This window comes from Delftia sp. SD018 (assembly GCF_017355445.1).
GTDB classification, from domain to species: Bacteria; Pseudomonadota; Gammaproteobacteria; order Burkholderiales; family Burkholderiaceae_C; genus Comamonas; species Comamonas acidovorans.
In genome coordinates, this window is sequence record NZ_JADDRN010000004.1 from 26772 (window position 1) to 51138 (window position 24367).

The window sequence follows — 24367 nt, forward strand, 5'->3', positions numbered from 1 at the left end:
AGGCCTATCCGATTCGCACCATGGACGCTTCTTCCGCCAGCCCCTCCTCCCCCACCGCGCCGCTGCGCATCGCCGTCATGGGCGCAGGCGCCGTGGGCTGCTATTTCGGCGCACTGCTGGCACGCGCCGGCCACCAGGTCACGCTGATCGGCCGTCCCGCCCATGTGCAGGCCGTGCAGCAGCATGGCCTGCGGCTGGAGACGGCGGCACTGGACATCCAGGTGCCCATGCAGGCATCGACCGAGGCCAGCGCCGTGCGCGATGCCGATGTGGTGATGTTCTGCGTCAAGTCCACGGCCACCGAGGAAGCGGCCCGCGAGATGCAGCCGCACCTGGCGCCGGGCGCCCTGGTGCTGACCATGCAAAACGGCGTGGACAACGACGAGCGCGTTCGCGCCGTGCTGGGCCCGTCCGTTGCCGTGGCGGCCGCCGTGGTCTATGTGGCCACGGCCATGGCCGGTCCCGGCCATGTGCGCCACTTCGGGCGTGGCGAGCTGGTCATCGCGCCCTCTGCACTCAGCGAACAGGTGGCCCGGCAATTTGGCGCGGCGGGCATTGCCGTGCAGGTATCGCCCGATGTGCGCGGCGCGCTGTGGGCCAAGCTGGTGATCAACTGCGCCTACAACGCGCTGTCGGCGCTGTGCCAGCTGCCCTATGGCCCGCTGGTGCAGGCGCCCGGCGTGGCGCACGTGGTGGACGATGTGGTGGCCGAATGCCTGGCCGTGGCCAGGGCCGACGGCGTGGCCCTGCCCGGCGACGTGCCCGCTGCCGTGCGGGGCCTGCCGGCCACCATGCCGGGCCAGTTCTCATCCACCGCCCAGGATCTGGCGCTGGGCAAGCCCAGCGAAATCGACCACCTGAACGGCTACGTGGTGCGGCGCGGCGAGGCCCTGGGCGTGCCCGTGCCGCTGAACCGCACGCTGCAGGTGCTGGTCAGGCTGGCCCCTTCACGCGTGCAGGCCAGCCAGGCGCCTCGGAACCCGCCTCAGAACTCGTAGTTGGCGGAAACCCACAGGCGGCGGCCTTCCTGGTTGTTCGCGTAGCGGTTGCCAAAGATCACGGTACCCTGGACCTGGCCCGGTACGTTGTAGGGCTGGTAGTCCACGAAATCCTTGTTGAACAGGTTGTAGATGGCCGCGTTGATGGTGAACTGCTTGCTCACGCGGTAGCTGCCACCCAGGTGGAACTGGGTATAGGCCTTGTAGTTGCCCAGCGCGGCCTTGGCGGCCTGGGAGCTGGCGCTGGTGCCGGGGTCGCGGAAGCGTTCGCTGCGGTATTCGGCACGCAGCCACAGGTTCCACTGGGCACCCGGCTCCCAGTTCAGGCGGGCGTTGAGCGCATGCTTGGGCGTGTCGCTCAGCGGGTTGCCCCGGTTGGGGCCGCTCTTTTGCTCGCTCCTGGTGAAGGTGTAGTTGGCGCTGGCATTCCAGCCGCGCGCCAGCGGCATGCGCGCGCTCAGCTCCAGCCCGCGCGTGACGGCCTCGTCCACGTTGATGGACTGGCCGAAGGCGTCCACCAGGGGCCAGTTGCCGAAGCTCACGCAGCCGGGGCGGTTGGGCGCCGCCGCAAAATCGCAGTTGATCAGGCCCGGGCCGCTGGTGATCTTGTCCTTGAACTCGTTGTTGAACACCGTGGCGCTGCCCGCAAAGCCCGTGGGGCTGTCGAAATAGACGCCCAATTCGGTGGTGCGGCTGGTTTCGGGCTTGAGGTTGGGGCTGCCCACCAGCGGCAGGCGGCCCTGCTGGCCAAAGCCGTTGATGCCGGGCGCCAGCTGCTCCACACGCGGCGTCTTGTAGCCGTTGCTGATGCCGCCCTTCACGGTCCACTGCGGCGCGGCATTCCACACGCCGTAGATGCGCGGGCTGAGCTTGCCGCCGAAGAGGCTGTGGCGGTCATAGCGCGCGCCCAGCGTGAGCTTGAAGGCGTCGGTCAGGCTCCATTCGTCCTCGGCAAACAGGGCCTTCTGAGTGAAGGCGAACTTGTTCGGCGCCACGCCGTCCTTCATCTCGGCATCCCACCACTGGCCGCCCAGCGTGGTCAGGTGGGCACCCCAGGGCAGGACCAGCTTGCTGTCCAGCACCTTGCTTTCCACCTCCAGCGTGCGCGCAGCGCCCGGTGTCGCGCCCGGCGTTCCCGGGGGAACGGTGCGGCCCATGGTTTCGGTGCGGTTGACCATGAAGCTGGTGTCCCAGGTTCCGAAGCCGAAGCGGCCCGTGTGCGCCAGCGTGAGCTGGTCGCGGTTGTATTTCTGCTCGGGGCCGTAGCCGCCCTGCAGCCCCAGCGTGCCGAGCTGGCCGCGCGAGTTGTCATAGGTCTGGCGGCCCGAGTCCAGGTCCAGCGTGATGTCGTGGTACCTGTTGGGCGTGAGCGCCAGGCGCAGGCCCAGGTTGTTGATCTCGGACTTGACAGGGTTGCCGCCCATGAGGGGAACGGCGGGCTGGCCGTTGGCGCCCGCATAGGTGATGTCCGAAGCGGCCCGGCGCTGCGTGCTGCCGCGGATCGACAGGCCCAGCAGGTCCTCCTTGATGGGGCCGCTCAGGTAGAACTTGCCGGATTTGATGTCGCCGAACTCCGACTCTTGCTGCAGCGTGTAGTCGGCGCTGACGCTGCCCGTCCAGGTCTTGCCGACCTTGCGGGTGATGATGTTGATCACGCCGCCCATGGCGTCGGAGCCGTAGAGCGTGGACATGGGGCCGCGGATGACCTCGATGCGCTCGATGGCGCCGATGGGCGGCATGAAGCTGGTCTGCGTCTCGCCAAAGCCGTTGGGCGTGACGTTGCCGGCCGAGTTCTGGCGGCGGCCGTCGATGAGCACCAGCGTGTAGTCGCTGGGCATGCCGCGGATGCTGATGTTCAGGCCGCCGGTCTTGCCTGCGGGGGCGCCCACGTCGATGCCTTCCACGCTTTCCAGCGCGTCGGTCAGGCTGCCGAAGCGCCCCTTGGCCAGTTCCTCACGCGGGATGACGGTGATGGAGGCCGGCGCCTCCTTGATGTCCTGCTCGAAACCCGAGGCGGAGACCACGACTTCGCGCAGCTCCGTGGCGGGCGCGGCATTGCCTGTTGCCGTCTGTGCAAAGACGGCACCCGAAGCGCAGACGGCAGCCACCACAAGGGCCAGATGGGAAGGACGCGACGGAAGAACTCCGCGCAGATCGCGATACGACATGCAAACACTCCAGAAACGGAAAACGGGCTGTGGGGCCCGTGAAACTCGCTTTGAAATGTTTGGTTATGCGATGGGATGGGGATATGTAACGAAATTATATGAACATTGAGAATCATTTCCATTCTCATGATCACAATAGGATTTATCTGTCGTGCCGATGCTACGTTCCTAGGAGCAAACCGGCCCATCTTTGCGCTGGCGCAAGCGGGGTTCAGTACACATCGCGCCGGTATCGGCCGCTGCGCACCAGCAGCTCCATCTGCGCCTCGCCCAACACGGCGTGCAGCGCCTGGTCCACGCCCTGGGCCATGCCCTGCAGGCTGCCGCACACGTAGATGGCTGCGCCCTGCGCCACCCATTGGCGCAAGACATCGCCGGACTGCGCCAGCAGGTCCTGCACATAGGCGCGCGGCGCGCCTTCGCTGCGGTCGCGCGAGAAGGCCAGGTCCAGGCGCTGCAGCACGCTGCCATCGCACCATGCCTGAAGCTCGTCGCCGTACAGCCGGTCGTGCGCCGCATTGCGCTCCCCGAACAGCAGCCAGTTGGGACCCAGGCCCGCCGCAGCACGCGCGCGCAGGTGGCTGCGCAGGCCGGCCAGGCCCGTGCCGTTGCCGATCAGCACCAGCGGGCGCTGCAGGTTGTCTTCCAGCCGGAAATTGCGGTGCGCACGCAGCCGCAGGGTGATGGCTGCACCCAGGGGCGCGCCCTGCGTGAGCCAGCCCGAGGCCAGGCCCGGCGAGCCATCCTCGCGCCGCGCCTGGCGCACCAGCAGGTGCACGCAGCCATCCTGGGCGATGGAGGCGATGGAGTACTCGCGCGGATGCTGCGGGTCCGCAGGAATGCAGACCTGCGCCAGGTCGCCGGACTCCCACAGCGCCGGCTCCGTTGCAGGAGGCTGCAGCTCGATGTGGAACACCGGCTCGCCTGCGCTGCCCGGGTTCATATGCCGGCGCGCGGCCAGCGTCCATTCGCTGAAGACCGGCTGCTCCCATGCCGGCATGTCGCCCAGGCTGCTGATCTGGGTCAGCTGGTGCTGCCAGGCAGTCAGCGCCTGCGGCGCGCCGTTGTCCATTTCAATGCGCTCGAACCAGGGCCTGGCGCCACCGGCACGCAGCCAGCTGTCCAGCGCGCGGCCAAAGCCGCAGAACTGCGCGTACTGCCGGTCGCCCAGCGCCAGCAGGCCGTATTGCAGATGGGACAGCGGCCGTGCATCGGCCATGGCGTGCGCCAGGAACAGTGCCGCGTTGTCGGGCGGGTCGCCTTCGCCATAGGTGCTGGCGATGAACAGCGCCCTTTGCGTGCGCGCCAGCAGGTCGGCATCCACAGCGTCCAGGGCGCACAGGTGCACGCTTTCTCCGGCTGTGTGCAGCAGTCGGGCGGTTTCGCGCGCCAGTTCCTCGGCCTGGCCGGTCTGGCTGGCATAGGCCACGAGCAGGGGCAGCGCGCCCTCGCGTGCGCTGGTCAGCGCAGCCGCTTCCTGCCGGGCCCGCATGCGCTGGCGGCGCTCGCGCCACCAGATGGCGGCGCACATGGCCGCATAGAGCAGGACCAGCACGGCGGCTGCGAGTAAGCGCAGCCCAGGGTCGGACAAGGTCATGGCAGGACCGGAAATCTACACGGCGGAAAAAGTGAAGGAAACGCTCACAGCAGCAGCGCGGCAAAAGCCGTTGTCATCGCCATGGCAGGGCCTTGGGCAGTGCGCTCGCACAGCAGCGCCGCCACGCCGCGCTGCTCGGCAAAGTCCAGGCCGTCGCGCGGCCCCAGCACGGTGAGCACGGTGGCCAGGGCGTCGGCCTGCATGCATTCGGCATGCAGCACGGTGACGCTGGTCAGGCCATGCGCCACGGGCTCGCCGCTGCGCGGATCGATGGTGTGGGAGTAGCGGCGCCCGCCCTGCTCGAAGGCATGCCAGTGGTCGCCCGAGGTGGCGATGGCCATGTCGCGCAGCGGCAGCGCCAGCGGCGTGGACTGGTCCGCCATGCTGGCCACGGCCACGCGCCAGGGCTGGTTGCCAGGGCGCTGACCGCAGGCCCGCAGCTCGCCTCCCACCTCGACGAGGAAATCGGTATGGCCCAGCGCCTGCAGGCGCTCGGCGACCAGGTCCACCGAATAGCCTTTGGCGATGCCGCTGAAGTCCACATGCACGGCGCCGGGCTGCAGTGCGCGCCGGCCCGCCAGGTCCAGCACGATGCGCTGGTAGCCCACGCGCTCGCGCACCCGCCGCAGCGCATCGGCATCGGGGATGCCGGCGCCCTGCGACTTTTCCGCACGCGGGCCGAAGCCCCACAGATCGACCAGCGGCCCCACGGTAGGGTCCCAGGCGCCGCCGCTGGCCTTTGCCCACTCGAGTGCGCAGGACAGCACGGTGAAGAATTCGGGCGGCAGTGCATGCCAGCTGCCGGGCTCGGCGCGGTTGAAGCGCGAGATGTCGGAGCCGGCTTCCCAGTTGCTCATCTGGCGCACGACCAGGGCCAGCGCAGCCTCTATGGCCTGGCGCGCCTCATCGAGCGGGCGGAAATCCGGGTTGTGCAGGCGCACGCTCCAGGTTGTGCCCATGGCCTCGCCGGTGAGTGTTTGCAGCGCGGCGGGGTCTGCCCGCCGCACGGCCTGCGGCGCGTAGCCGGAGACGGCAAAGGACGCCGCGCCTGTGGACACAGGCGCGGCAAGGCCCCGGCCTGCGCTGCCCTGCAACAGGGCGGGCGCGAAGCTCACGCGCACGGGCGCGGGCGCAGACGGAGCCCCGGGCGGGGACGCAAGGCTCAGGGCAGCACCTCGAACGTGCCCACGTAGGACAGGCGGCGCTCCTTGGCCTGGGGCAGCGATGTCTTGCTGTCCTGGGCATCGGCATCCACCCAGTACATGCCGGCGGTGGGCCAGGTCACGCTGAACTCGCCCTTGGCGTCGGTCGTGGCCTTGATCTCGCCCTTGTTGTCGCGGTAGCGCGTGGCGCCGGGCACCAGGACGACTTCCATGTTGGCGGCGGGCTTGCCGTCCACATGGAAGGCGAAGGTGGCCTTCTCGCCCTTGACCAGGTCGTTGGGATGGGTCACGGGCACCAGCTCCAGCCCCTTGCCGGAAGGCTTGACGGCGCTGGGCTTGCCCACGGTCACGAAGGTCTCGATGCGGCCCACGGACTGGGTCACCTTCAGGTCCTGCGCGTCGGCGGGCACATCGGCGGCGAACTTCTCGGGCGAGCCGCGCCAGCGGCGGTTCTGGCCCGTGGCCTTGTCCTTCCAGGAGGCAAACAGGCCGTCGTTGACGATGGCCAGGCGGTAGGTGCCGCTTTGCTGCAGGTCCAGATCGAACACGCTGCGCAGCTTGCCGCGATGGGCATTCTGCGGCGCGACGGCCGAGCCGTCCGGCGCCGAGACAACGAGGTTGTCCAGGCCCAGCGGCACGTGGTTGAAGAAGAACAGGTCGTTGGAGACAGCGGCATCCACCGTGATCCATTCGGCCTTGGACAGCACCGTGGTCGAGGGCAGCAGCCACAGGTTGTGGGCCTGGGCGGCCTGGAAGGCGCCGCAGGCAATGGCGAGGCTGGCAGCCAGACGGACGGCAAAGCGGGTCTTGGACTTCATGAAAAATCTCCTTGGTTCGTGGATGGGTCTGGCACGTGCAGCGATGGCGTCGTCCCCCTCGTGAGGGAAGGCGCACAGCGCCTCGGCGGCTTTCAATTTCAAGGCTTGAGCTCGACGCTGATCTCGCCCAGCTCACTGCTGCCCTTGGCGCTCAGTTGCTCGGCCTTGGCCGCGGGCCACTTGAAGGGCACGGTGACCACTTCGCGGCCGCCGACTTCGCGCGCGGCCTCGACCACGAGCTTGTATTCACCGGGCGGCAGCTTGGCGAAGGGATTGGCGCCTTCGGTGAAGCTCAGCTGGTGCTTGCCCACGGGACGCGTGGGGCTGGTCACGCCATCGATCGGCAGGGTCAGGTCACGGCCCGTGCGGCGCCACCACTGGCGCATGTCCTTGAGCCACTTCGTGCCTTCGGCATTGCGCATCTTCACGTCGTACCAGACCGACAGCGTGGAGGCCACCGAGGCGTCGGCGCGCTCGATCCACACGGCCACGTAGGGGCGGTGGTATTCGGCGACATCCAGGCGCGGAATTTCCACGCCCACGTTCAGGCCGGCGGCAAAGACCGGGACCGCGCCCAGGCAGGCGCCAAGCGCCATGGTGTAGCGCAGAGAGAAGTGCGGATTCATTGGCAAGGCTCTTTCGGTTCTCAGTGGATCAACAGGAGGGCCAGCAGCATGGGAATCACCAGCCCCATGCCGACCATGGGCCAGGTGAAGGGGCGGTTGCCTGCATGCATCTTCAGGATGAACAGGCCCGTGACGGTGAACACCAGGCAGGCTGCGGCAAAGATATCGATGAACCAGCTCCAGGCGGCGCCCGTGTTGCGGCCCTTGTGCAGGTCGTTCAGATAGGCGATCCAGCCCCTGTCGGTGCGCTCGTATTCGGCCTCGCCATCGGCCAGGGCAACGCGCACCCAGGCATCGCCGCCAGGGCGTGGCAGGGAGACATAGAGTTCGTCGGCCGTCCATTCGGCCTCGCGGCCCTCGGCCTCAAGGCCCCACTGGCCGCGCACCCAGTCCGCAAACGGCGCAGGCACGGGCGCCCGGTCGCGCGGCTGGCTGGCCTGCTGCTGGACCAACTGCACGCGCAGCGCATCGGGCAATGCCGCCTCGCCCCGCACGATGCGCGGCTTGGACTCGATCTGCCCCGCATGGTTGAGCGTGAACCCCGTGACAGCGAACAGCAGCATGCCGATCAGGCACAGCGCGGAGCTGACCCAGTGCCACTCGTGCAGTGTCTTGAGCCAGTAGGAACGGCGCCGAGGGTCCGGTTTGGGGGATGTCATCGCAACAGAAAAAGGCGGCAGCGCCACGCGGCGTCAACCATCACGGATGGCGGGCACGGGAGCCCAGGAAAGGAAAGGCCCGGGGATTCTACCGCCCACAAATAAGAATTGATCGCATTTACACAAGCTTTACCGGCTTAATCGTGCGCCACGCCAAGGCGGTGCCAGCATCACCCAAAGTAAAATAAGAATGCTTATCACTTGCATCCACCCCCCCCCTCTTCACCCTTCGTGTCCTGTCCCGCCGTGACTCCCCACCAGGCCCTTGCCCATCTCTACCAGCAGCACCATGGCTGGCTGCGCACCTGGCTGCAGCGCCGGCTGGGCCATGCAGGCGATGCGGCAGATTTCGCACAGGACACCTACGTGCGCGTGATGGAGTCCCGCACTGAACTGTCCGAGATCCGGGAGCCCCGCGCCTTCCTCACCACGGTGGCCAAGCGCGTGATGGCCAACCATCTGCGCCGCCGAGAAATTGAACGCGCCTATCTGGACACGCTGGCGCTGCAGCCCGAGCCGCTGGCGCCCTCGCCCGAGGAACGCGCCATCGTGCTGGAGACGCTGTGCGAGCTGGACCGCCTGCTCGACGGCCTGCCGCCCAAGGTGCGCGCGGCCTTTTTGCACGCCCAGCTGGACGGCATGGCCTATGCCGAGATCGCGTTGCTGCTGCAGGTCTCGGTCAGCTCGGTCAAGCAGTACATGGCGCGCGCCATCCGGCATTGCTACTTCCCGGAACATGCGGCATGACATAGCGCTGCGCTGCCGGGCGCGTCCATGGCGCCGATGGCTCCACCCATAGTGCCGACCCCGCGCTGCCGCCTGACGTGGTCCACAGCGCCGTGGACTGGCTGGTGCAGCTGTGGTCAGGCGAGTGCACAGAGGAACAACGCGCGCAATGGCTGGACTGGCGCGCGGCCCATCCGCTGCATGAGCGGGCCTGGCAGCGCATCGAGGCCACGAATGCGCGGCTCAGGCTGCCTGACGCACGCCCGGACAGCGGCCCCCTCAATGGCCCCCTTGCCACGGCCACGCTGGCGCGCAGCCTCAAGACCTCCCAGGCACGCCGCCGCCTGCTGGCCAGCGTCGCTGGCCTGGCCGGCGCAGGTGCTGCGGCATGGACTGCGCATGAGCGCCTGCCGTGGCAGGCCTGGAATGCCGATGTCAGCACCGCCAAGGGCGAGCGGCGCTCCCTGCAGTTGCCCGATGGCACGCAGCTGCTGCTCAACACCGAGACGTCCGTGGACCTTGCCTTCGACGACCAGCTGCGCCGCGTGCTGCTGTTGCGCGGCGAGCTGATGGTCACCACCGCCCATGACACGGCCCAGCCCGCGCGCCCCTTTGTGGTGGACACGCCCGCGGGCAGGCTGCGCGCCCTGGGCACGCGTTTCACGGTGCGCCATGACATGGAGACTACGGATACGCGCGTGGCCGTTTTCGAGGGCGCGGTCGAGGCCCGCAGCCGCACGGGCGAGTTGCTGCGTGTCGACAGCGGCGAAGCCGCAAGGCTCAGTGCCACGCAGGCGCTGCCGGCCGGCGCGGCCGGCGAGGGGCCGGGCTGGGACGAAGGCGTGCTCGTGGCCTCGGACATGCGTCTGGACCGCTTCATCGACGAACTGCGCCGCTACCGACCCGGGCTGATCACGCTGGCACCCGAGGTGGCCGGGTTGCGCCTGTCGGGCGTCTTCCCGCTCGCCGATACGGACCGCATCCTGCAGTCCCTGGTACAGGTGCTGCCCGTGCGCATCCATGTGCCGGTGCGCTACTGGGTGCGCATAGGTCCGGCATGAAGAGAAGGCGGCGGTACAACCCGGCCCGGTGACATCGGTCTGTACCTTTTCCCATCTCGCGTGACAAGCAGGGGAGAGGCGCTTTGCGGCGCCATGTTTCCTCCCTGATCCAAAGACCGCACCAACATGTCCGACCTCCATCACCAGCGCCGCCTCGCTACCGCGGCGGCACGCGTCCTCCGCCCCGCGCAGCCTGCGCCCGTGTTCCACCTGTCCGCATTGACCCTGGCCCTGGCCGCCGCACTGGCCAGCCTGTCCGCTCTGCCCTTGCCCGCGAATGCCCGGGGCCAGGCCCAGGCCCAGACAGGTACCGAGCGCGCCCAGGCCTACGACATTCCGGCAGGACCGCTGGAGGCCGCGCTCACGCGCTTCGCCAAGGCCTCGGGCGTGCTGCTGGCCTATACGCCCGAGCTGGTGCGCGATCTGCAAAGCCCGGGCCTGCAGGGCAGCCATGCGCCGGCCGAGGCGCTGACCCGCCTGCTGGCGGGCTCGGGCCTGGCGGCCGCGACCTCGGGCAACGGCGGCTATACGCTGCGCCGCTCGCAGGCATCGCCTGCGTCCTCGACAGCGCCTGCCGCCTCAGCCGTGGGCGCCACCACGCTGGGCGAGGTGCACGTCACCGCCAAGGCCGAGGTCGGCAGCGCCACGGAAGGCACGGGCGCCTACACCGCGACCGGAGCCAGCAGCACGGCCACGGGCCTGGGCCTGTCGCTGCGCGAGACGCCGCAGTCGGTGAGCGTGATGACGCGCCAGCGCATGGACGACTTCAAGCTGGAGACGCTGACCGACGTGCTGGAGCAGACGCCCGGCGTGGCCGTGGTCCGCCAAAGCGAGATAACCACCTTCAACGTGCGCGGCTCCAGCGTCAACCTGCAGACCGATGGCAGCCGCCAGCTCACCAATGGCTGGGGCTGGAACACGCACATCATGTACTCGCTGGACGATCTGGCCGAGATCGACCGCGTTGAAGTGCTCAAGGGCTCGTCGGGCCTGATCAATGGCGACGGCGCCTACGGAGCCACGGTCAACCTGATCCGCAAGCGCCCCACGCGCGACTTCCAGGCCAGCGCAATGGCCAGCGCGGGCAGCTGGGGCACCTACCGTGCCGATGCCGACATTGCCGGTCCGCTCAACAAGGAAGGCAGCCTGCGCGGCCGCCTGGTGGCCTCGCGTAAGAGCGGCGACAGCTTCCGCGACCACCAGCACAGCAACAGCTCCATGCTGTACGGCACGCTGGAATACGACCTCACCCCCGACACCCTGCTGAGCGCCGGCATCACCTACCGCCAGCGCGAGCTGCGCGGCTCGGGCGGCACCACGCCCATCCAGGGCTACACGGGCACCGGCCAGTTCGTCGGCTGGATGCCGCGCTCGCTGAACATCGCCGCGCCCTGGTCGGGCTACGAGCAGGAGTCGCTCAACAGCTTCGCGCGCCTGGAGCACCGCTTTGCCAGCGGCTGGAAGGCCAAGCTGCAGATGTCGCATGAAGAGGTGAAGACGCCCGACATGCAGATCGGCCTGCTGCGCTACGCCCTGCCCAGCTCGGCCCAGTTCGCGGCCTACAAGGACATCGAGTCCCGCAACCAGAACATCAGCATCGACGTGCAGGGCCCGTTCACGCTGTTCGGCCGCCAGCATGAGTTGCTGGTGGGCGCGGGCGCCGCACGCAACCGCACCACGCTGCTGCGCGGCGCGCGCCCCGGCCTGGACCTGCCGCAGGTGGACTTCAGCCAGGGCGGCGCAGCCATCCCGGCGCCAGCGGACAACATCCCCTATTCCAACGACCTGTTCAGCAACAAGCGCAGCTATCTCTACAGCGCGGCACGCCTCAATCTGGCCGATCCGCTGAAGCTGATCGCCGGCCTGCGCGTGACCAACTACGACCAGAAGGATGTGACGGACATCAGCTGGTACAACTACAACATGCGCGAGCACGGCGTGGTCACGCCCTATGCGGGCCTGGTGTATGACGTCGGCCCGAACATCTCGCTGTATGGCAGCTACGCCAGCATCTTCAAGGCGCAAAGCGCCAAGGATCTGCAGGAACGCACCCTGCCGCCCGAGGAGGGCCTGACCTACGAGATTGGCGCCAAGGGCGAATTCTTCGACAAGCGGTTGAACGCCAGCGTCGCCCATTTCTGGATGCGCACCGACAACACGGCCGTGGAAGACGGGCTCATGCCCAATGGCGACACGGCCTACCGCGCGGTCCAGGGCGCGCGCAGGCGCGGCTTCGAACTGGAACTGTCCGGCGAGCTGGCCAAGGGCTGGCAGGCCCAGGGCAGCTACGTGACCATCAACAGCAATCTGGACAACGCCGCCACCAGCCCGCGCCACCAGTTCAAGCTGGGTACCACCTACCGCTTCGCGCAGGGCGCGCTGTCCGGCCTGACCGTGGGTGGCGCCGCGCGCTGGCAGAGCGCCATCTCCACCAGCCGCGGCGCCGCCACGCTGCGCCAGGACGCCTACTGGGTGATGGACCTGATGGCGCGCTACCAGATCAACCGCCATCTCAGCATCGCGGCCAACGTCAACAACCTGTTCGACAAGCACTACTTCTCTGGCGTGACCAACTTCAATGCCCAGGGCCTGTACTACACCTGGGGCGCGCCACGCAGCGTCAACGTGAGCATGCGTTACGACTTCTGAGCGCTGAGGGACCGCACCGGCCCAGAGATCACAGAGCCGCGCGGGCCGGACTGCGCTGTACTGAGTTGTGTCAAGCAGCTGACGCACATGCTTACATAATCTGCCTTTCTGATTCATTTGCGCCCACAATGGCGCGCGAACCCGATTGGAGACTGCATGCGCCTTCCGAGCTTTTCGCAAACCGCCGCCAACGCCGCCCATACCGCCGATGTAACGCGCCAGAACCGCCGCCAGATGCTGGCCCAGGGCGCTGCCCTGGCCATGCTGTGCTCTCCTCTGGCCCATGCCGCACCGCCAGCGGCAGCACCTGCAGCCCATGCGCCACGGGCTGCCGGCAGCGCCCAGCGCGTGGCGACCAGCCTGCGCATCGTCATTCCGGCCAATGCCGGCGGCGGCTGGGACCAGACCGGCCGCGCGCTGGGCGCGGCGCTGGTGGCCAGCGGCGCGGCCGAGCGCGTGGAGTATGAAAACGTGGGCGGCAAGGGAGGCACCATCGGCCTGGCCCAGTTTGCCGAGCGCCATGGCAAGGACCCCGACGCCTTGCTGATCGGCGGCATGGTGATGGTCGGTGCGGTGGCACTGCAAAAGCCGGCCGTCAACATGTCGCATGTGCAGCCGATTGCTCGCCTGACCAGCGATTACCTGGTCGTGGCCGTACCGGCCGACTCCCCCATCCGCAATGCCAAGGACCTGGTGGCCGCGCTGCGCAGCGACCTGGCCCACCAGTCGTTTGCGGGTGGCTCGGCCGGTGGCGTGGACCACATGTTCGCCGGCCTGCTCACGCGCGCGGCCAAGGCGGCGCCCGAGCAACTGGTCTACAAACCATTCCCGGGTGGCGCCCAGGTGGTGGAGGCCTTGCTCAAGGGCGATGCGCGCATGGGCGTGTCCGGCTACAGCGAGTTCAGCGAGGCGCTGGCCAGCGGCAAGCTGCGCGCCATCGGCGTGTCCTCGCGCCGCAGCCTGTTCGGCCTGCCCTCGTTCCGCGAGCAGGGGCTGGATGCGGACATGGCCAACTGGCGCGCCGTCTTCACCGGCAAGCAGGTCAGCGCCGCACGTGCCCAGGCCCTGCTGGGCGCCGTGGAGCAGGCCACGCAGCACGAGAGCTGGCAACGCGCCCTGCGCCAGAACCGCTGGGAGCCTTCCTGGCAGGCAGGCCGCGATTTCAACGGCTTTCTGGAGCTGGAGCACACCACGGCCAGCGTGATGACCTATCTGCTCAAACTCAAGAGCTGAGAAACCGCCGCGCAGCGGGCAGGCCACGTGGCGGGCCTGCAACACTGGCTTGGTCATACGCGTATTCCTCTAGCGTGGGGCATTGCCGCTGTGGGTTTTGAGCTACCAAACTTGTAGCAGAATGGATCCAGAGCTATAGTTCCCCGGGACTTGGCTCGGCGCGCGTCCCACCCGGACGCACCCGCCGGCTCACCCACACCATTGCGCAAGGAGAAGCGTCATGAGCTCCAAGGAAAACGCCGCCATCAACCAGCTGTTCGAGAAACTCGAATGCCGCTACGCGTTGCGCGTGCTGTGGGCGCTGCGTGACGGCCATCCTCAGACCTTTCGACTGCTGCAAGACAGCGTGGGCGGCATCACGCCCAACACGCTGAACACCCGCATCAAGGAACTGCGCGAGTGCGGGCTGCTGGAGCATGGCTCCGACGGCTACACCGTGACGCTGGCCGGCCAGGACCTGCTCAAGCGCCTGTCCGATGTGCAGGCCTTTGCCAACCGCTGGGTGGCCGCGCGCGCCAAGAAGTGATGTCAGGCCGGGCGCGGCACCAGGCGCCACGGCCTCTTCCCGCGCAGGGCCACCGGCCCGCCGGGTCGTCTCCTTTCCCCCTACCGTTTCTCTCTCAAGGAATACCACCATGGCTTTCACCACCACCGCATCCGGCCTGCAGTATGAAGACACCGTCGTGGGCGACGGCGCCGAAGCCCAGCGCGGCCGCAGCGTGACCGTGCACTACACGGGCTGGCTCTACAACAACGGCGTGCAGGGCGCCAAGTTCGACTCCAGCAAGGACCGCAACGATCCCTTCGTCTTCCCCCTGGGCGGCGGCATGGTGATCAAGGGCTGGGACGAAGGCGTGCAAGGCATGAAGGTGGGCGGCCAGCGCACCCTGATCATCCCGGCCGAGCTGGGCTATGGCGCCCGCGGCGCCGGCGGCGTGATCCCCCCCAACGCCACGCTGAAGTTCGACGTGGAGCTGCTGGCCGTCTGAGCCTGCACCCACGGATTCATGCAAGGGCAAGGTGCGAAGGCGCCTTGCCCTTTTTCATTGCCGGGCCGCCCAAGAATGAAAAGCGCACCCTCGGCGAGCGTGCGGGCCATTCCTCATTCAAGGTGCCTTGCCGAACAGCGCCTCGTGCAGCGGCAGGTAGCTGGCAGGACTGGCCGCCTCGCGCAGGCGCGGCGCCAGCGCCACCAGCTGGTCGTAGCCCATGGCCGCTTCCACGGCAAGGTTGAGCCGGAACCCCTTCAGGCCCAGGTTGGCCGTGATGGCCACGGCCAGCGGATAGGCGTTGCGATAGCGCACGGCCAGCGATGGCTCGGATTGCGCGGGGGCATCGCCAGTCAAATCCGTGGACGAAGCCGCTGCAGCAGGCGCGGCAGGGACCGAAGGCACCGCAACGGCCACCACGCCCAGCCGGGGCTCGGCCGCGTCGCGCGGTGCCAGCCATTCGCGCTCCACCAGCGCCAGGATCTCGTCCTGCGTCACGCCCATGCCGGCGACGGCCTGCAGCACCTGCGCCAGGCTGCGTTGCCCGTCAAACAGCAAAAAGGCCGAGCGCAACCGGGGCGAGAGATCGGCATGGCGTTCCTTGAATGCCTGTTGGCCGGCGGACGTTTTCACAAAATGCATGGCGGACGGGATTCTCTGCAAGGGATCGGATCGGACACGGCTCGCAGCGTGTCATGAGCCTCCGGCTCCCAAAAGCGGGTTTTCCAGCACGCACGGGCTTCAGTGGTGCCGGCAATGATCCAGATCTGCCAAAAGCGCAAAAACGGGGCAGAAAATGGCCATCCTCCCGCCCGGCGGCCTCTGCCGTCAGGACGCTTTTGCGGGCACGGAACGCGCCGGAGCCCGGCGGCGCGGGTCCAGGCAGCTGACCAGCCAGGTCACCAGCAGGCCGGCCGGCACGCCGAAGACGCCTGACGAAATCGGCTGTATACCCCACCACAGGCGCGCGTGCAGTGCTTCGGGCAGCACGGGCTGCAGTGCCGGCACATGCGAGACCATGTAGTACAGCGTGACGCCCAGCCCGGCCAGCATGCCGGCCACGGCCCCCCGGCGCGTGGTGCCACGCCAGAAGATGCCCAGCACCATGGCCGGAACGAAGGCCGAGGCCGCCAGCGAGAACGATGCCGTGACCATGGGCAGGATGTCCGAGGAACGGCGTGAGGCCACGAAGGCGGCCGACAGCGCCATCACCAGCAGCGCGAACTTGGACAGGATCACGCGCTGCTCGGGCGAGGCGCGGCGGCGGCGCTCGCGAAAGTACAGGTCGCGCACCAGCGCGTTGCTGATGGTCAGCAGCAGTCCATCGGCCGTGGACAGCGCCGCAGCCAGGCCGCCGGCCGCCACCAGGCCGGAGACCACGTAGGGCATGCCGCCCAGCTCGGGCGTGGCCAGCATGATGAGGTCGGCGCCCATGCGGATCTCGCCGAACTGCAGCACGCCGTCGCCGTTGACATCCTCCACGGCCAGCAAGGAGGCATCCACCCTGGCCCACTGCGCCATCCAGTTGGGCAGCTCGTCAAAGCGGATGCCCACGAGGTTGTTCATGACCTCGAACTTGACCAGCACGGCCAGGGCCGGCGCGCTCATGTACAGCACGCCGATGAAGAACAGCGTCCAGCCCACCGAGGCCCGCGCCCCCGACACAGAGGGCGCCGTGTAGTAGCGCGTGAGCAGGTGCGGCAGGCCGGCCGTGCCGGCCATGAGGCAGAACATCAGCGCCAGGAAGTTGCGCCGGCTGTCCTCGTAGATCTGCTGCTCCTGGGGCGATCCGTCGGGGTTGCCGGCGAATGGCAGGCTGTGCAGCGGGATGCCGCCCAGCGGCTTCTCGCGCTCGCGCATTTCCTGCAGCTGGCGTGTCCACAGCGCGCGCGCGGCCGCTTCATCGCGCGGCATGGCGGCCAGTTCGCGGCTGGCGGCCATGATGGCGCCGATATCGCCGCTGCGCGTGCGCAGATCGCGTATGCGCTCGGCCAGCGCCTGGCGCTCGGCGGCCAGAACGCGCGGCACGTCCTTGAGCTTGTCCTCCAGCACCTCGGCGCGCAGGCGGTAGGCGGCGATCACCTCCTGCTCGGCCGGCGAGTCCAGCAGGCGCTGCTCCATCTCCGCAATCTGGCTGAGCTGGGCCGTATAGGCCAGCGGCGCCACGGGATTGCCCATCTGCCGGTAGGCCAGCCAGGACACGGGGATCAGAAAGGCCAGCAGGATCACCACGTACTGCGCGACCTGGGTCCAGGTGATGGCGCGCATGCCGCCCAGGAAGGAGCACAGCAGCACGCCGCCCAGGCCCAGCATGATGCCGATCTCGAACTGCACGCCCGTCAGCCGCGAGGCGATCAGCCCCACGCCGTAGATCTGCGCCACCACATAGGTGAACGAGCAGATCACGGCCGCCAGCGCCGCGATCACGCGCGGCCAGCGCCCGCCGTAGCGCTGCTGGAAGAAATCGGGAATGGTGTAGAGCTTCATCGCCCGCAGGTGCGGCGCGATCAGCATGGCGACCAGGCAAAAGCCGCCCGTCCAGCCCAGCAGGTAGGCCAGTCCGCCGGCCTGGCCCGGCACGCCGGCAAAGCCCTGCAGGTACAGCGCTCCCGACAGGCTGATGAACGAGGCCGCGCTGACCCAGTCCGCCGCAGCCGCCATGCCGTTGTAGAAGGGCGGAATGCGCCGGCCCGCGACGTAGTACTCCTCGGGGTCGCTGGTGCGCAGGTACACGCCGATGGCCGCATAGACCATGACGGTGAAGAACAGGAAGATGGGGCCTATCCAGTGGCGCGACAGGCCTTGCTGCTCGGCCCAGAACATGAGGGCCAGAAAACCCAGCACGCCGAGCGTGTACAGGGCCACGATGCGGTGCAGCCGCCAGTGGGAGGCCGCCGTCAGCGGTGCTCGCTCAGCCATGGCCGGGAGGCGATGGCGGTGCGGACGGTTGCGTATCGGCCGATGGGGATGCGGGAGCCGGTGCCGTCGCAAAAGCGGCCCGGGCCTCGCGGCGCTCGAAATGGTCCATGGACAAACAATAGACGATGACGATGGCCAGGAACATCAGGACTGCCCCCTGGGCCGCGAACCAGTAGGCCAGCGGCCAGTCCGGCATCAGCGCCTGCAGGTCGCGCGCGTAGTAGCAGGCGCCAAAGGAGACGGCGACCCAGACCGCGAACAGCACGGCCTTGAGCCACAGATGGCGGATGTCGTGCAGGTCGGGGGCGAAGGTCTCGCCTTCGGACGGTCCCCCGACCGCGTCGTCATGCAAGTGCGCTTTCGGCGTATGCATGGCGACGCTGCCAGCCCTTACTGCGCCAGGCGCTGCCAGGTGGCGACCACGCTGTCGGGATTCAGCGAGATGGAGGCAATGCCTTCGTCAGCCAGCCATTGGGCGAAGTCCGGGTGGTCCGAAGGGCCCTGGCCGCAGATGCCCACGTACTTGCCCTGGTCCAGGCAGGCCTTGATGGCGCGCGACAGCATCTTGCGCACGGCGGGGTCGCGCTCGTCGAAGTCGGCAGCCAGCAGCTCCAGGCCGGAGTCGCGGTCCAGGCCCAGCGTCAGCTGGGTCAGGTCGTTGGAGCCGATGGAGAAGCCGTCGAAGAACTCGAGGAACTCGTCGGCCAGGATGGCGTTGGAGGGCACCTCGCACATCATGATGAGCTTGAGTTCGTTGTCGCCGCGCTTGAGGCCGTTGGCCGCCAGCAGCTGGGTGACGCGCTCGGCCTGCTTGAGCGTGCGCACGAAGGGAATCATGATCTGCACGTTGGTCAGGCCCATGTCCTCGCGCACGCGGCGCAGTGCCTCGCACTCCATGCGGAAGGCCTCGCCGAAGTCCTCGGAGATGTAGCGCGCGGCGCCACGGAAGCCCAGCATGGGGTTCTCTTCCTCGGGCTCGTAGCGGCTGCCGCCGATGAGCTTGCGGTACTCGTTGGACTTGAAGTCCGACATGCGCACGATGACGGGCTTGGGCCAGAAGGCGGCGGCAATCGTGGCCACGCCTTCGGCAACCTTGTCCACATAGAAGGCACGCGGCGAGGCATGGCCGCGGGCCACGGACTCGACGGCCTTCTTGAGGTCGGCATCGACGGCGGGGTAGTCCAGGATGGCCTTGGGGTGCACGCCGATGTTGTTGTTGATGATGAACTCCAGGCGGGCCAGGCCCACGCCCTCGTTGGGCAGCTGGGCGAAGTCGAAGGCCAGCTGGGGGTTGCCCACGTTCATCATGATCTTGGTCTTGATGGCGGGCATCTCGCCACGCTGCACTTCGGTGATCTCGGTCTCGATCAGGCCGTCATAGATCTTGCCGGTGTCGCCTTCGGCGCAGCTGACGGTGACCAGGGTGCCGTCCTTGAGCAGGTCGGTGGCATTGCCGCAGCCGACCACGGCCGGAATGCCCAGTTCGCGCGCGATGATGGCCGCGTGGCAGGTACGGCCGCCACGGTTGGTGACGATGGCCGAGGCGCGCTTCATCACCGGCTCCCAGTTGGGATCGGTCATGTCGGTCACCAGCACGTCGCCGGGCTGGACCTGGTCCATGTTGGCGATGTCATTGACCAGGCGCACGGGGCCCGTGCCGATCTTCTGGCCAATGGCGCGGCCTTCGGCCAGCACATTGCCCGTGCCCTTGAGGGCGTAGCGCTGTTCGGCCTGGCCCTTGGCCTGGCTCTTCACGGTCTCGGGGCGGGCCTGCAGGATGTAGAGCTGGCCGTCCGTGCCGTCCTTGCCCCACTCGATGTCCATGGGGCGGCCATAGTGCTGCTCGATGACCAGGGCATAGTGGGCCAGCTGCTGCACGTCCTCGTCGGACAGCGAGTAGCGGTTGCGCAGCTCATGGGCGACGTCGGTGGTCTTGACAAGCTTGCCGCTGGCGGCCTTTTCCTCGGGCGAGGCAAAGACCATCTGGATCAGCTTGGAGCCCAGGTTGCGGCGGATCAGGGCCTTCTTGCCGGCCTTGAGCATGGGCTTGTGCACATAGAACTCGTCAGGATTGACGGCGCCCTGCACCACGGTCTCGCCCAGGCCGTAGCTGGAGGTGATGAAGACGACTTCCTCGAAGCCCGATTCGGTGTCGATGGTGAACATCACGCCGGCCGCGCCCAGGTCGGAACGCACCATGCGCTGCACGCCGGCCGACAGGGCCACCACGTCGTGGGCAAAGCCCTTGTGCACGCGGTAGGAGATGGCGCGGTCGTTGTACAGCGAGGCGAACACTTCCTTCATCTTGTGCAGCACCGACTCGATGCCCACCACGTTCAGGAAGGTTTCCTGCTGGCCGGCGAACGAAGCGTCGGGCAGGTCTTCGGCCGTGGCCGAGGAGCGCACGGCGAACGAGGCCGCCTCGTTGCCGCCCTGCAGGCGCACGAATTCCTCGCGGATGGCCTGCTCCAGATCGGCCGGGAAGGGCTGGTTCTCGACCAGGGCACGGATTTCGGCACCGACCTGGGCCAGGGCGCGGACGTCTTCCACGTCCAGGGCGGCCAGCTTGGCACTGATCTTGTCGGCCAGGCCGTCGTGGGCCAGGAACTGGCGGAAGGCGTGGGCCGTGGTGGCAAAGCCCGTGGGAACGCGCACACCCTGCGGCAGCTGCGAGATCATTTCGCCGAGCGAGGCGTTCTTGCCGCCTACGGACTCGACATCGGTCATCCTCAGTTGTTCAAACGGAACGACGAGGGCGGTGGCCTCGAACAGTTGAGACATGGGAAAGCTCCAGAAGTTGAAAACCGTCGTGCGCCGCCCCGGCTGCCAAAGCCGGGCACGGTCGATCCATCCACGCAGGCATGCGCGAGGCTTTGCTGTTCTGGTTGGAGGCCGGCAGCGAGCATGGATGGGAAATTGGGAATAATGGGCGCCATTGTAGGCGTTTGCCGTGAACCGACGGCAGCCCCCCTGTCCAGAGTCCGACCACCATGCACACCCACACCATCTTCGTCATCTCCGATGGCACTGGCATTACAGCCGAGACCTTCGGCACGGCCATCATGGCCCAGTTCGACACCAAGTCGCGCCTGGTCCGCATCCCCTTCGTGGACACCATGGACAAGGTGCACCAGGCCGTGCGCCAGATCAACCATGTGGCCGAGTCGGAAAGCCACAAGCCCATCGTCTTCACCACCCTGGTCAACCAGGACATGCTCGACCTGATCGAGAGCCAGTGCAAGGGCAAGGTGTTCGACATGTTCGGCACCTTCGTGCGGCCGCTGGAGCTGGAGCTGGGCCAGAAATCGCTGCACCGCGTGGGCCGCTTCGCCGACATCAGCGAGAGCAAGGAATACCTGGAGCGCATGGAGGCCATCAACTACACGCTGGCCCATGACGACGGCCAGACCCACCAGGACCTGACGGGCGCCGACGTGATCCTGGTCGGCGTCTCGCGCAGCGGCAAGACCCCCACCAGCCTGTACCTGGCCATGCAGTTCGGCCTCAAGGTGGCCAACTACCCGCTGATCCCCGAGGATTTCGAGCGCAAGCAGCTGCCGCCCGCCCTGGTGCCCTCGCGCAAGAAGCTGTTCGGCCTGACCATCGATCCGCAGCGCCTGTCCAGCATCCGCAACGAACGCCGGCCCGACTCCAAGTACGCCAGCCTCGTCAATTGCCGCTACGAGGTGGCCGAGGCCGAATCCATGATGCGCCGCAGCGGCATACCGTGGCTGTCGAGCACGACCAAGTCCATCGAGGAAATCGCCACCACCATCCTGCAGGAGGTGCTGCCCCAGCACCTGGGGCACTAGCCTCCCCTGCGCTGCTCAGGCCGGGACGTTCCAGCGCAGCATGGGCTGCTGCGGCAGCGTCTCGACCAGGTAGTCCACCAGGGCACGCACCTTGGTCGGCACGTACTGGCGGTCGCGAAAGCAGGCGAAGAAATCCAGCGTGGTGTCCTCGAAATGCAGCTGTCCCTTGCGCACCGGGCCCAGGGCCAGCGGCTGCAGCAGCCCCTCGCGCATGTAGCGGTGCGCGATGAAGCTGCCGATCCAGACGATGCCGCCACCGGCCACGGCCATTTCGGTCAGGGCATCGACATCGCTGGCGATGGCGGTCACACGCAGCTGCGGGTCCACGCGCTTGCCGTCGCGTGAAAACGGCCAGCGCATGAAGCGGCCATCGGCCTCGCGCCGGTACAGCAGGCAGGCATGGTCCAGCAGATCCTGGGCCGTCCGTGGCCTGCCATGGGCCTGCAGATAGGCCGGCGATGCACACAGCACGCGCGGCACGGCCGCCAGTTGGCGCACGGCCATGCCGGGCTCCAGCACATCGCGGTAACGCACGCTGATGTCCACGTCTTCCTTGAGCACATCCACCTGCCTGTCCACCACCAGCAACTCCAGCTCCAGCCGGGGATGCTGCGCGGCAAAGGCCGGCAGCAGCGGCGCCAGCACATGGCGGCCAAAGGCTGCCATGCAGGCGATGCGCAGCCGGCCCTGCAACTCGCCGTGCAGCTGGGACAGGTCGGACTGCGCTTTTTCCAGCTCCTGCAGCACGGGGCCCACGCGCGCCAGATAGCGCTCGCCCGCCTCGGTCAACGCCATGGATCGCGTGGTGCGCGTGATCAGCCGCGTGCCCAGCTCGCGCTCCAGCCGGGCGATGTTCTGGCTGGCCGCCGCCGGAGAAATGCCCAGCTGGCGCGCAGCCGAGGCAATGGAGCCGCCTTCCAGGGCTTTGACGAAGGTCTCGATGGAACGCAGATTAGGCACAAAAAACTATGGATGAAAAATCAATTCATCAATATAGCTTACGAGTGCACCAAGCTGCAGCCCTCTACACGGCAGCACGGGCCTTGCCTACAGTCCTGCACTTGCCGCGCCGAATCGACAAGCGGCCTGACCGGATACGCCTTCATGCCCGATACCTCTGCCTCCATCGCTCCCGCAAGCCCTGCGGCGCCGAGCAGCCGCAAGCTGCACCGCCGCTTCGCACCCATCGTCTTTGCCTTCTACATGTCGGCAATCATGGCGTTTCTGATGTGCTGCGCCATCGTCGGCGCCAACAGTGGCCTGGGCGCCGACTACCTGCGGCGCGTGATACAGGCCTATGTGCTGGCCATGCCCGTGGCCTTTGTCTGCGTGATGGTGGTGCGTCCGCTGGTGGGCAAGCTGGTGGCCGCCACCGTGCATCTCTGACGCGGCCCGACGCAGGGCCGGATCTTTGTTTTCAGGGCCTGGGTGCGCTCAGGCCAGCGCCTGCGCTGCCAGGCGCGGCAGGCCCGCCACCAGTTCGCGCCAACCCGGCAGCTCGGCCCGGCCCGGCTTGCGCTCGCCAAAGAACATGGCCATCAGGTCGCCCTGGGCATCGAAGGCCTCGACCGAGGTGACCACGCCATCGGCCGTGGGCTTTTGCACGGCCCAGACGCTGGCGATCAGATCGCAGCGCAGATGCAGGTTGAAACTCGGGTCCATCACATTGATCCACTGTGCGCCGCCGGGCGTGTCCATGGGCTGGATGTTGTGCACGGGGCCGGTGTGGATCTGTATGCAGCCGCCGCTGTCCACGAAGACCATGATGGGCAGGCCGTCCACGGCCGCATCGCCCAGCAACTGGGCCACGGACTCGGGCGCCAGCCGCGCGCAGTGACCGGGCACCAGGCGGAAGGCCTGCTGGCGCTCGGCGCCAAACCGGTGCAGCAGATCGAAGAATTCATGCGTGTCCTGCATGGCGGCCCAGGCAGTGCTCAGGCCAGGCACGTCGATGGCCTCGTCGGGCTGCGGCAGCGCACGCGGGCGGGCATGGCGGAACAGGTAACCAGCGCTGGGCTCGGCGAAACGCTGCACCAGCGCCTCCCACGCCTGCAGGTCGGTGGACTCGCGCGCATGGACCTTGTGCACGGCACGGCCCTGCGCATTGAAGAACTGCAGGCTGCGCATGGCCGGCCTGCCGGCATGGGCAGGCTGCTCGGTCACGGCATAGCCGGCATGCCATTGGGCAAAGAACATTCGCAGGTCGATGTCGCGGCCCAGGGCAAGGCCCACGCCGCCGTTGGCCGAAAGCTTCTGGTAGACCCCGGTCTTTTCGTGGACCGTGGACTCGTTGCGCGTCAGCGCCATCACGGGGCCGCAGTCCTGCAAGGCCTTCAGGATGGCCAGCCATTCGGCGCGCAGCGGCACGGCCTGGAGGCTGCCCTCATGCTGGCCCGCATGCGCGGCAATGGCGGCGCCTTCCGGCAGGCCCAGGGAATCGGCGGCCTCCTTGGCGCGCAGGCCACCCTGGCGCGCCCGCGCAAAGCGTTGGCGGACTGCGGGAGCATCGACGGGAATCAGGAGCCCGCTCTCCTCGGCATCGTGGACGGCGCTGCTCATTGCAGGGTGTCCAGCGGTGCGTGCCAGAGCGCATGGGGCACCGGCTGGGCTGCATGGGCTCCAGGCAGGGACACTCCGGCATCGGGCACGGCGCGGTGCGAGCGCGACGGCGCGCCCGCATCGGCCACTGCCTGCCAGCGTTGCTGCAGCCGCCCCAGCAGGGCGCGCATGTCATGGGACAAGCCGCCCGCGCAGGCCAGGTTTTCGAGCTGCTCGGCCACCCGGGCGGCCATGGCCGGCCTATGGGTGTCGCAGCAGCCGTGGCCGAAGCCGGTCATCAGGGCCAGCGTGGCAGCCAGCGCGGCCTCGTTCTCGGGCAGCAGGTATTCCTCGTCCTGGGCAAGGCTCTCACTCTTGGATGGATGCATGGGGTTCTCCTTGCGTTTCAGT

Annotated in this window: 22 protein-coding genes; 9 read left to right on the forward strand and 13 right to left on the reverse strand. The window is 67.9% G+C overall.

Annotation, left to right across the window (positions count from 1 at the left end):
- The first annotated feature begins 20 nt into the window (after positions 1–20).
- Entirely contained in the window at positions 21–998 is a 978-nt protein-coding gene (locus tag INR38_RS06145) for a ketopantoate reductase family protein (RefSeq protein WP_013801146.1), read from the forward strand.
- On the opposite strand, the gene INR38_RS06150 is transcribed toward INR38_RS06145, so the two are convergent.
- The 6 genes from INR38_RS06150 to INR38_RS06175 all read right to left on the reverse strand — a co-directional run bounded on the left by INR38_RS06150 (position 986) and on the right by INR38_RS06175 (position 8029).
- Positions 986–3166, reverse strand: coding sequence for a TonB-dependent receptor (locus tag INR38_RS06150; RefSeq protein ID WP_207441809.1), 2181 nt, complete (start codon positions 3164–3166; stop codon positions 986–988). The genes INR38_RS06145 and INR38_RS06150 overlap by 13 nt on opposite strands.
- A gap of 211 nt (positions 3167–3377) precedes the next feature.
- Entirely contained in the window at positions 3378–4763 is a 1386-nt protein-coding gene (locus INR38_RS06155; protein WP_207441810.1) for a sulfite reductase subunit alpha, read from the reverse strand.
- Positions 4764–4807: 44 nt separating this feature from the next.
- Positions 4808–5884 (reverse strand): FAD:protein FMN transferase, encoded by a 1077-nt coding sequence (locus INR38_RS06160; RefSeq protein WP_207441812.1) that lies wholly within the window; start codon positions 5882–5884, stop codon positions 4808–4810.
- A gap of 41 nt (positions 5885–5925) precedes the next feature.
- On the reverse strand, positions 5926–6744 hold the full coding sequence (locus INR38_RS06165; protein WP_071956552.1) for a DUF4198 domain-containing protein: 819 nt from the start codon (positions 6742–6744) through the stop codon (positions 5926–5928).
- Between the two features lie 98 nt (positions 6745–6842).
- Positions 6843–7370: a DUF2271 domain-containing protein gene (locus INR38_RS06170; protein WP_034396360.1), complete on the reverse strand. Its 528-nt coding sequence runs from the start codon at positions 7368–7370 to the stop codon at positions 6843–6845.
- 20 nt (positions 7371–7390) lie between these two features.
- Entirely contained in the window at positions 7391–8029 is a 639-nt protein-coding gene (locus tag INR38_RS06175) for a PepSY-associated TM helix domain-containing protein (RefSeq protein ID WP_013801140.1), read from the reverse strand.
- 246 nt (positions 8030–8275) lie between these two features.
- Between INR38_RS06175 and INR38_RS06180 the strand changes: the two genes are divergently transcribed.
- From INR38_RS06180 to INR38_RS06205, 6 genes are all read left to right on the forward strand, one after another.
- Positions 8276–8776: a sigma-70 family RNA polymerase sigma factor gene (locus INR38_RS06180; protein ID WP_230355034.1), complete on the forward strand. Its 501-nt coding sequence runs from the start codon at positions 8276–8278 to the stop codon at positions 8774–8776.
- Between the two features lie 77 nt (positions 8777–8853).
- Complete coding sequence (locus INR38_RS06185; RefSeq protein ID WP_347566752.1) at positions 8854–9816, forward strand: FecR domain-containing protein; 963 nt, start codon at positions 8854–8856, stop codon at positions 9814–9816.
- A 126-nt stretch (positions 9817–9942) separates the two neighbouring features.
- Complete coding sequence (locus INR38_RS06190) at positions 9943–12465, forward strand: TonB-dependent siderophore receptor (RefSeq protein WP_207441814.1); 2523 nt, start codon at positions 9943–9945, stop codon at positions 12463–12465.
- 156 nt (positions 12466–12621) lie between these two features.
- Positions 12622–13698, forward strand: coding sequence for a tripartite tricarboxylate transporter substrate-binding protein (locus tag INR38_RS06195; RefSeq protein ID WP_207441816.1), 1077 nt, complete (start codon positions 12622–12624; stop codon positions 13696–13698).
- A gap of 220 nt (positions 13699–13918) precedes the next feature.
- Positions 13919–14224 (forward strand): winged helix-turn-helix transcriptional regulator, encoded by a 306-nt coding sequence (locus INR38_RS06200; RefSeq protein WP_012206858.1) that lies wholly within the window; start codon positions 13919–13921, stop codon positions 14222–14224.
- Positions 14225–14333: 109 nt separating this feature from the next.
- Complete coding sequence (locus tag INR38_RS06205; RefSeq protein ID WP_012206859.1) at positions 14334–14687, forward strand: FKBP-type peptidyl-prolyl cis-trans isomerase; 354 nt, start codon at positions 14334–14336, stop codon at positions 14685–14687.
- Positions 14688–14804: 117 nt separating this feature from the next.
- Here INR38_RS06205 and INR38_RS06210 read toward each other — a convergent pair whose 3' ends face one another.
- The 4 genes from INR38_RS06210 to ppsA all read right to left on the reverse strand — a co-directional run bounded on the left by INR38_RS06210 (position 14805) and on the right by ppsA (position 20387).
- Positions 14805–15329, reverse strand: coding sequence for a hypothetical protein (locus INR38_RS06210; protein WP_207441819.1), 525 nt, complete (start codon positions 15327–15329; stop codon positions 14805–14807).
- 186 nt (positions 15330–15515) lie between these two features.
- Positions 15516–17606, reverse strand: a complete 2091-nt coding sequence (locus INR38_RS06215) for a VC_2705 family sodium/solute symporter (protein ID WP_034396370.1) — start codon at positions 17604–17606, stop codon at positions 15516–15518.
- On the reverse strand, positions 17599–17979 hold the full coding sequence (locus tag INR38_RS06220) for a DUF4212 domain-containing protein (protein ID WP_012206862.1): 381 nt from the start codon (positions 17977–17979) through the stop codon (positions 17599–17601). The genes INR38_RS06215 and INR38_RS06220 overlap by 8 nt, the downstream gene beginning before the upstream one ends.
- Before the next feature lie 17 nt (positions 17980–17996).
- Positions 17997–20387 (reverse strand): phosphoenolpyruvate synthase, encoded by a 2391-nt coding sequence (gene ppsA / locus INR38_RS06225; RefSeq protein WP_012206863.1) that lies wholly within the window; start codon positions 20385–20387, stop codon positions 17997–17999.
- 209 nt (positions 20388–20596) lie between these two features.
- Here ppsA and INR38_RS06230 point away from each other — a divergent pair, with 209 nt between their 5' ends.
- Complete coding sequence (locus INR38_RS06230; protein ID WP_012206864.1) at positions 20597–21418, forward strand: pyruvate, water dikinase regulatory protein; 822 nt, start codon at positions 20597–20599, stop codon at positions 21416–21418.
- A 15-nt stretch (positions 21419–21433) separates the two neighbouring features.
- On the opposite strand, the gene INR38_RS06235 is transcribed toward INR38_RS06230, so the two are convergent.
- Complete coding sequence (locus INR38_RS06235) at positions 21434–22378, reverse strand: LysR family transcriptional regulator (RefSeq protein ID WP_207441821.1); 945 nt, start codon at positions 22376–22378, stop codon at positions 21434–21436.
- A gap of 144 nt (positions 22379–22522) precedes the next feature.
- On the opposite strand from INR38_RS06235, the gene INR38_RS06240 reads away from it, so the two are divergent.
- Entirely contained in the window at positions 22523–22804 is a 282-nt protein-coding gene (locus INR38_RS06240) for a DUF2798 domain-containing protein (RefSeq protein WP_180319020.1), read from the forward strand.
- 48 nt (positions 22805–22852) lie between these two features.
- Here the strand turns inward: INR38_RS06240 and INR38_RS06245 are convergent, their stop codons facing one another.
- A complete protein-coding gene (locus INR38_RS06245; protein ID WP_207441823.1) occupies positions 22853–23977 on the reverse strand; it encodes a ChuX/HutX family heme-like substrate-binding protein in 1125 nt (374 codons plus the stop codon).
- The gene (locus INR38_RS06250; RefSeq protein ID WP_242698977.1) at positions 23974–24345 is read right to left on the reverse strand and encodes a hypothetical protein; all 372 of its coding nucleotides are present in this window, start codon (positions 24343–24345) and stop codon (positions 23974–23976) included. The genes INR38_RS06245 and INR38_RS06250 overlap by 4 nt, the downstream gene beginning before the upstream one ends.
- Between the last annotated feature and the right edge of the window lie 22 nt (positions 24346–24367).

What these genes read in the sequence shown, in the direction of transcription:
- INR38_RS06145 (WP_013801146.1), top strand. Translation starts at nt 21, where the DNA reads ATGGACGCTTCTTCCGCCAGCCCCTCCTCCCCCACCGCGCCGCTGCGC.
- INR38_RS06150 (WP_207441809.1), bottom strand. Translation starts at nt 3,166, where the DNA reads ATGTCGTATCGCGATCTGCGCGGAGTTCTTCCGTCGCGTCCTTCCCAT.
- INR38_RS06155 (WP_207441810.1), bottom strand. Translation starts at nt 4,763, where the DNA reads ATGACCTTGTCCGACCCTGGGCTGCGCTTACTCGCAGCCGCCGTGCTG.
- INR38_RS06165 (WP_071956552.1), bottom strand. Translation starts at nt 6,744, where the DNA reads ATGAAGTCCAAGACCCGCTTTGCCGTCCGTCTGGCTGCCAGCCTCGCC.
- INR38_RS06170 (WP_034396360.1), bottom strand. Translation starts at nt 7,370, where the DNA reads ATGAATCCGCACTTCTCTCTGCGCTACACCATGGCGCTTGGCGCCTGC.
- INR38_RS06175 (WP_013801140.1), bottom strand. Translation starts at nt 8,029, where the DNA reads ATGACATCCCCCAAACCGGACCCTCGGCGCCGTTCCTACTGGCTCAAG.
- INR38_RS06190 (WP_207441814.1), top strand. Translation starts at nt 9,943, where the DNA reads ATGTCCGACCTCCATCACCAGCGCCGCCTCGCTACCGCGGCGGCACGC.
- INR38_RS06195 (WP_207441816.1), top strand. Translation starts at nt 12,622, where the DNA reads ATGCGCCTTCCGAGCTTTTCGCAAACCGCCGCCAACGCCGCCCATACC.
- INR38_RS06200 (WP_012206858.1), top strand. Translation starts at nt 13,919, where the DNA reads ATGAGCTCCAAGGAAAACGCCGCCATCAACCAGCTGTTCGAGAAACTC.
- INR38_RS06205 (WP_012206859.1), top strand. Translation starts at nt 14,334, where the DNA reads ATGGCTTTCACCACCACCGCATCCGGCCTGCAGTATGAAGACACCGTC.
- INR38_RS06210 (WP_207441819.1), bottom strand. Translation starts at nt 15,329, where the DNA reads ATGCATTTTGTGAAAACGTCCGCCGGCCAACAGGCATTCAAGGAACGC.
- INR38_RS06215 (WP_034396370.1), bottom strand. Translation starts at nt 17,606, where the DNA reads ATGGCTGAGCGAGCACCGCTGACGGCGGCCTCCCACTGGCGGCTGCAC.
- INR38_RS06220 (WP_012206862.1), bottom strand. Translation starts at nt 17,979, where the DNA reads ATGCATACGCCGAAAGCGCACTTGCATGACGACGCGGTCGGGGGACCG.
- ppsA (WP_012206863.1), bottom strand. Translation starts at nt 20,387, where the DNA reads ATGTCTCAACTGTTCGAGGCCACCGCCCTCGTCGTTCCGTTTGAACAA.
- INR38_RS06230 (WP_012206864.1), top strand. Translation starts at nt 20,597, where the DNA reads ATGCACACCCACACCATCTTCGTCATCTCCGATGGCACTGGCATTACA.
- INR38_RS06240 (WP_180319020.1), top strand. Translation starts at nt 22,523, where the DNA reads ATGCCCGATACCTCTGCCTCCATCGCTCCCGCAAGCCCTGCGGCGCCG.
- INR38_RS06245 (WP_207441823.1), bottom strand. Translation starts at nt 23,977, where the DNA reads ATGAGCAGCGCCGTCCACGATGCCGAGGAGAGCGGGCTCCTGATTCCC.
- INR38_RS06250 (WP_242698977.1), bottom strand. Translation starts at nt 24,345, where the DNA reads ATGCATCCATCCAAGAGTGAGAGCCTTGCCCAGGACGAGGAATACCTG.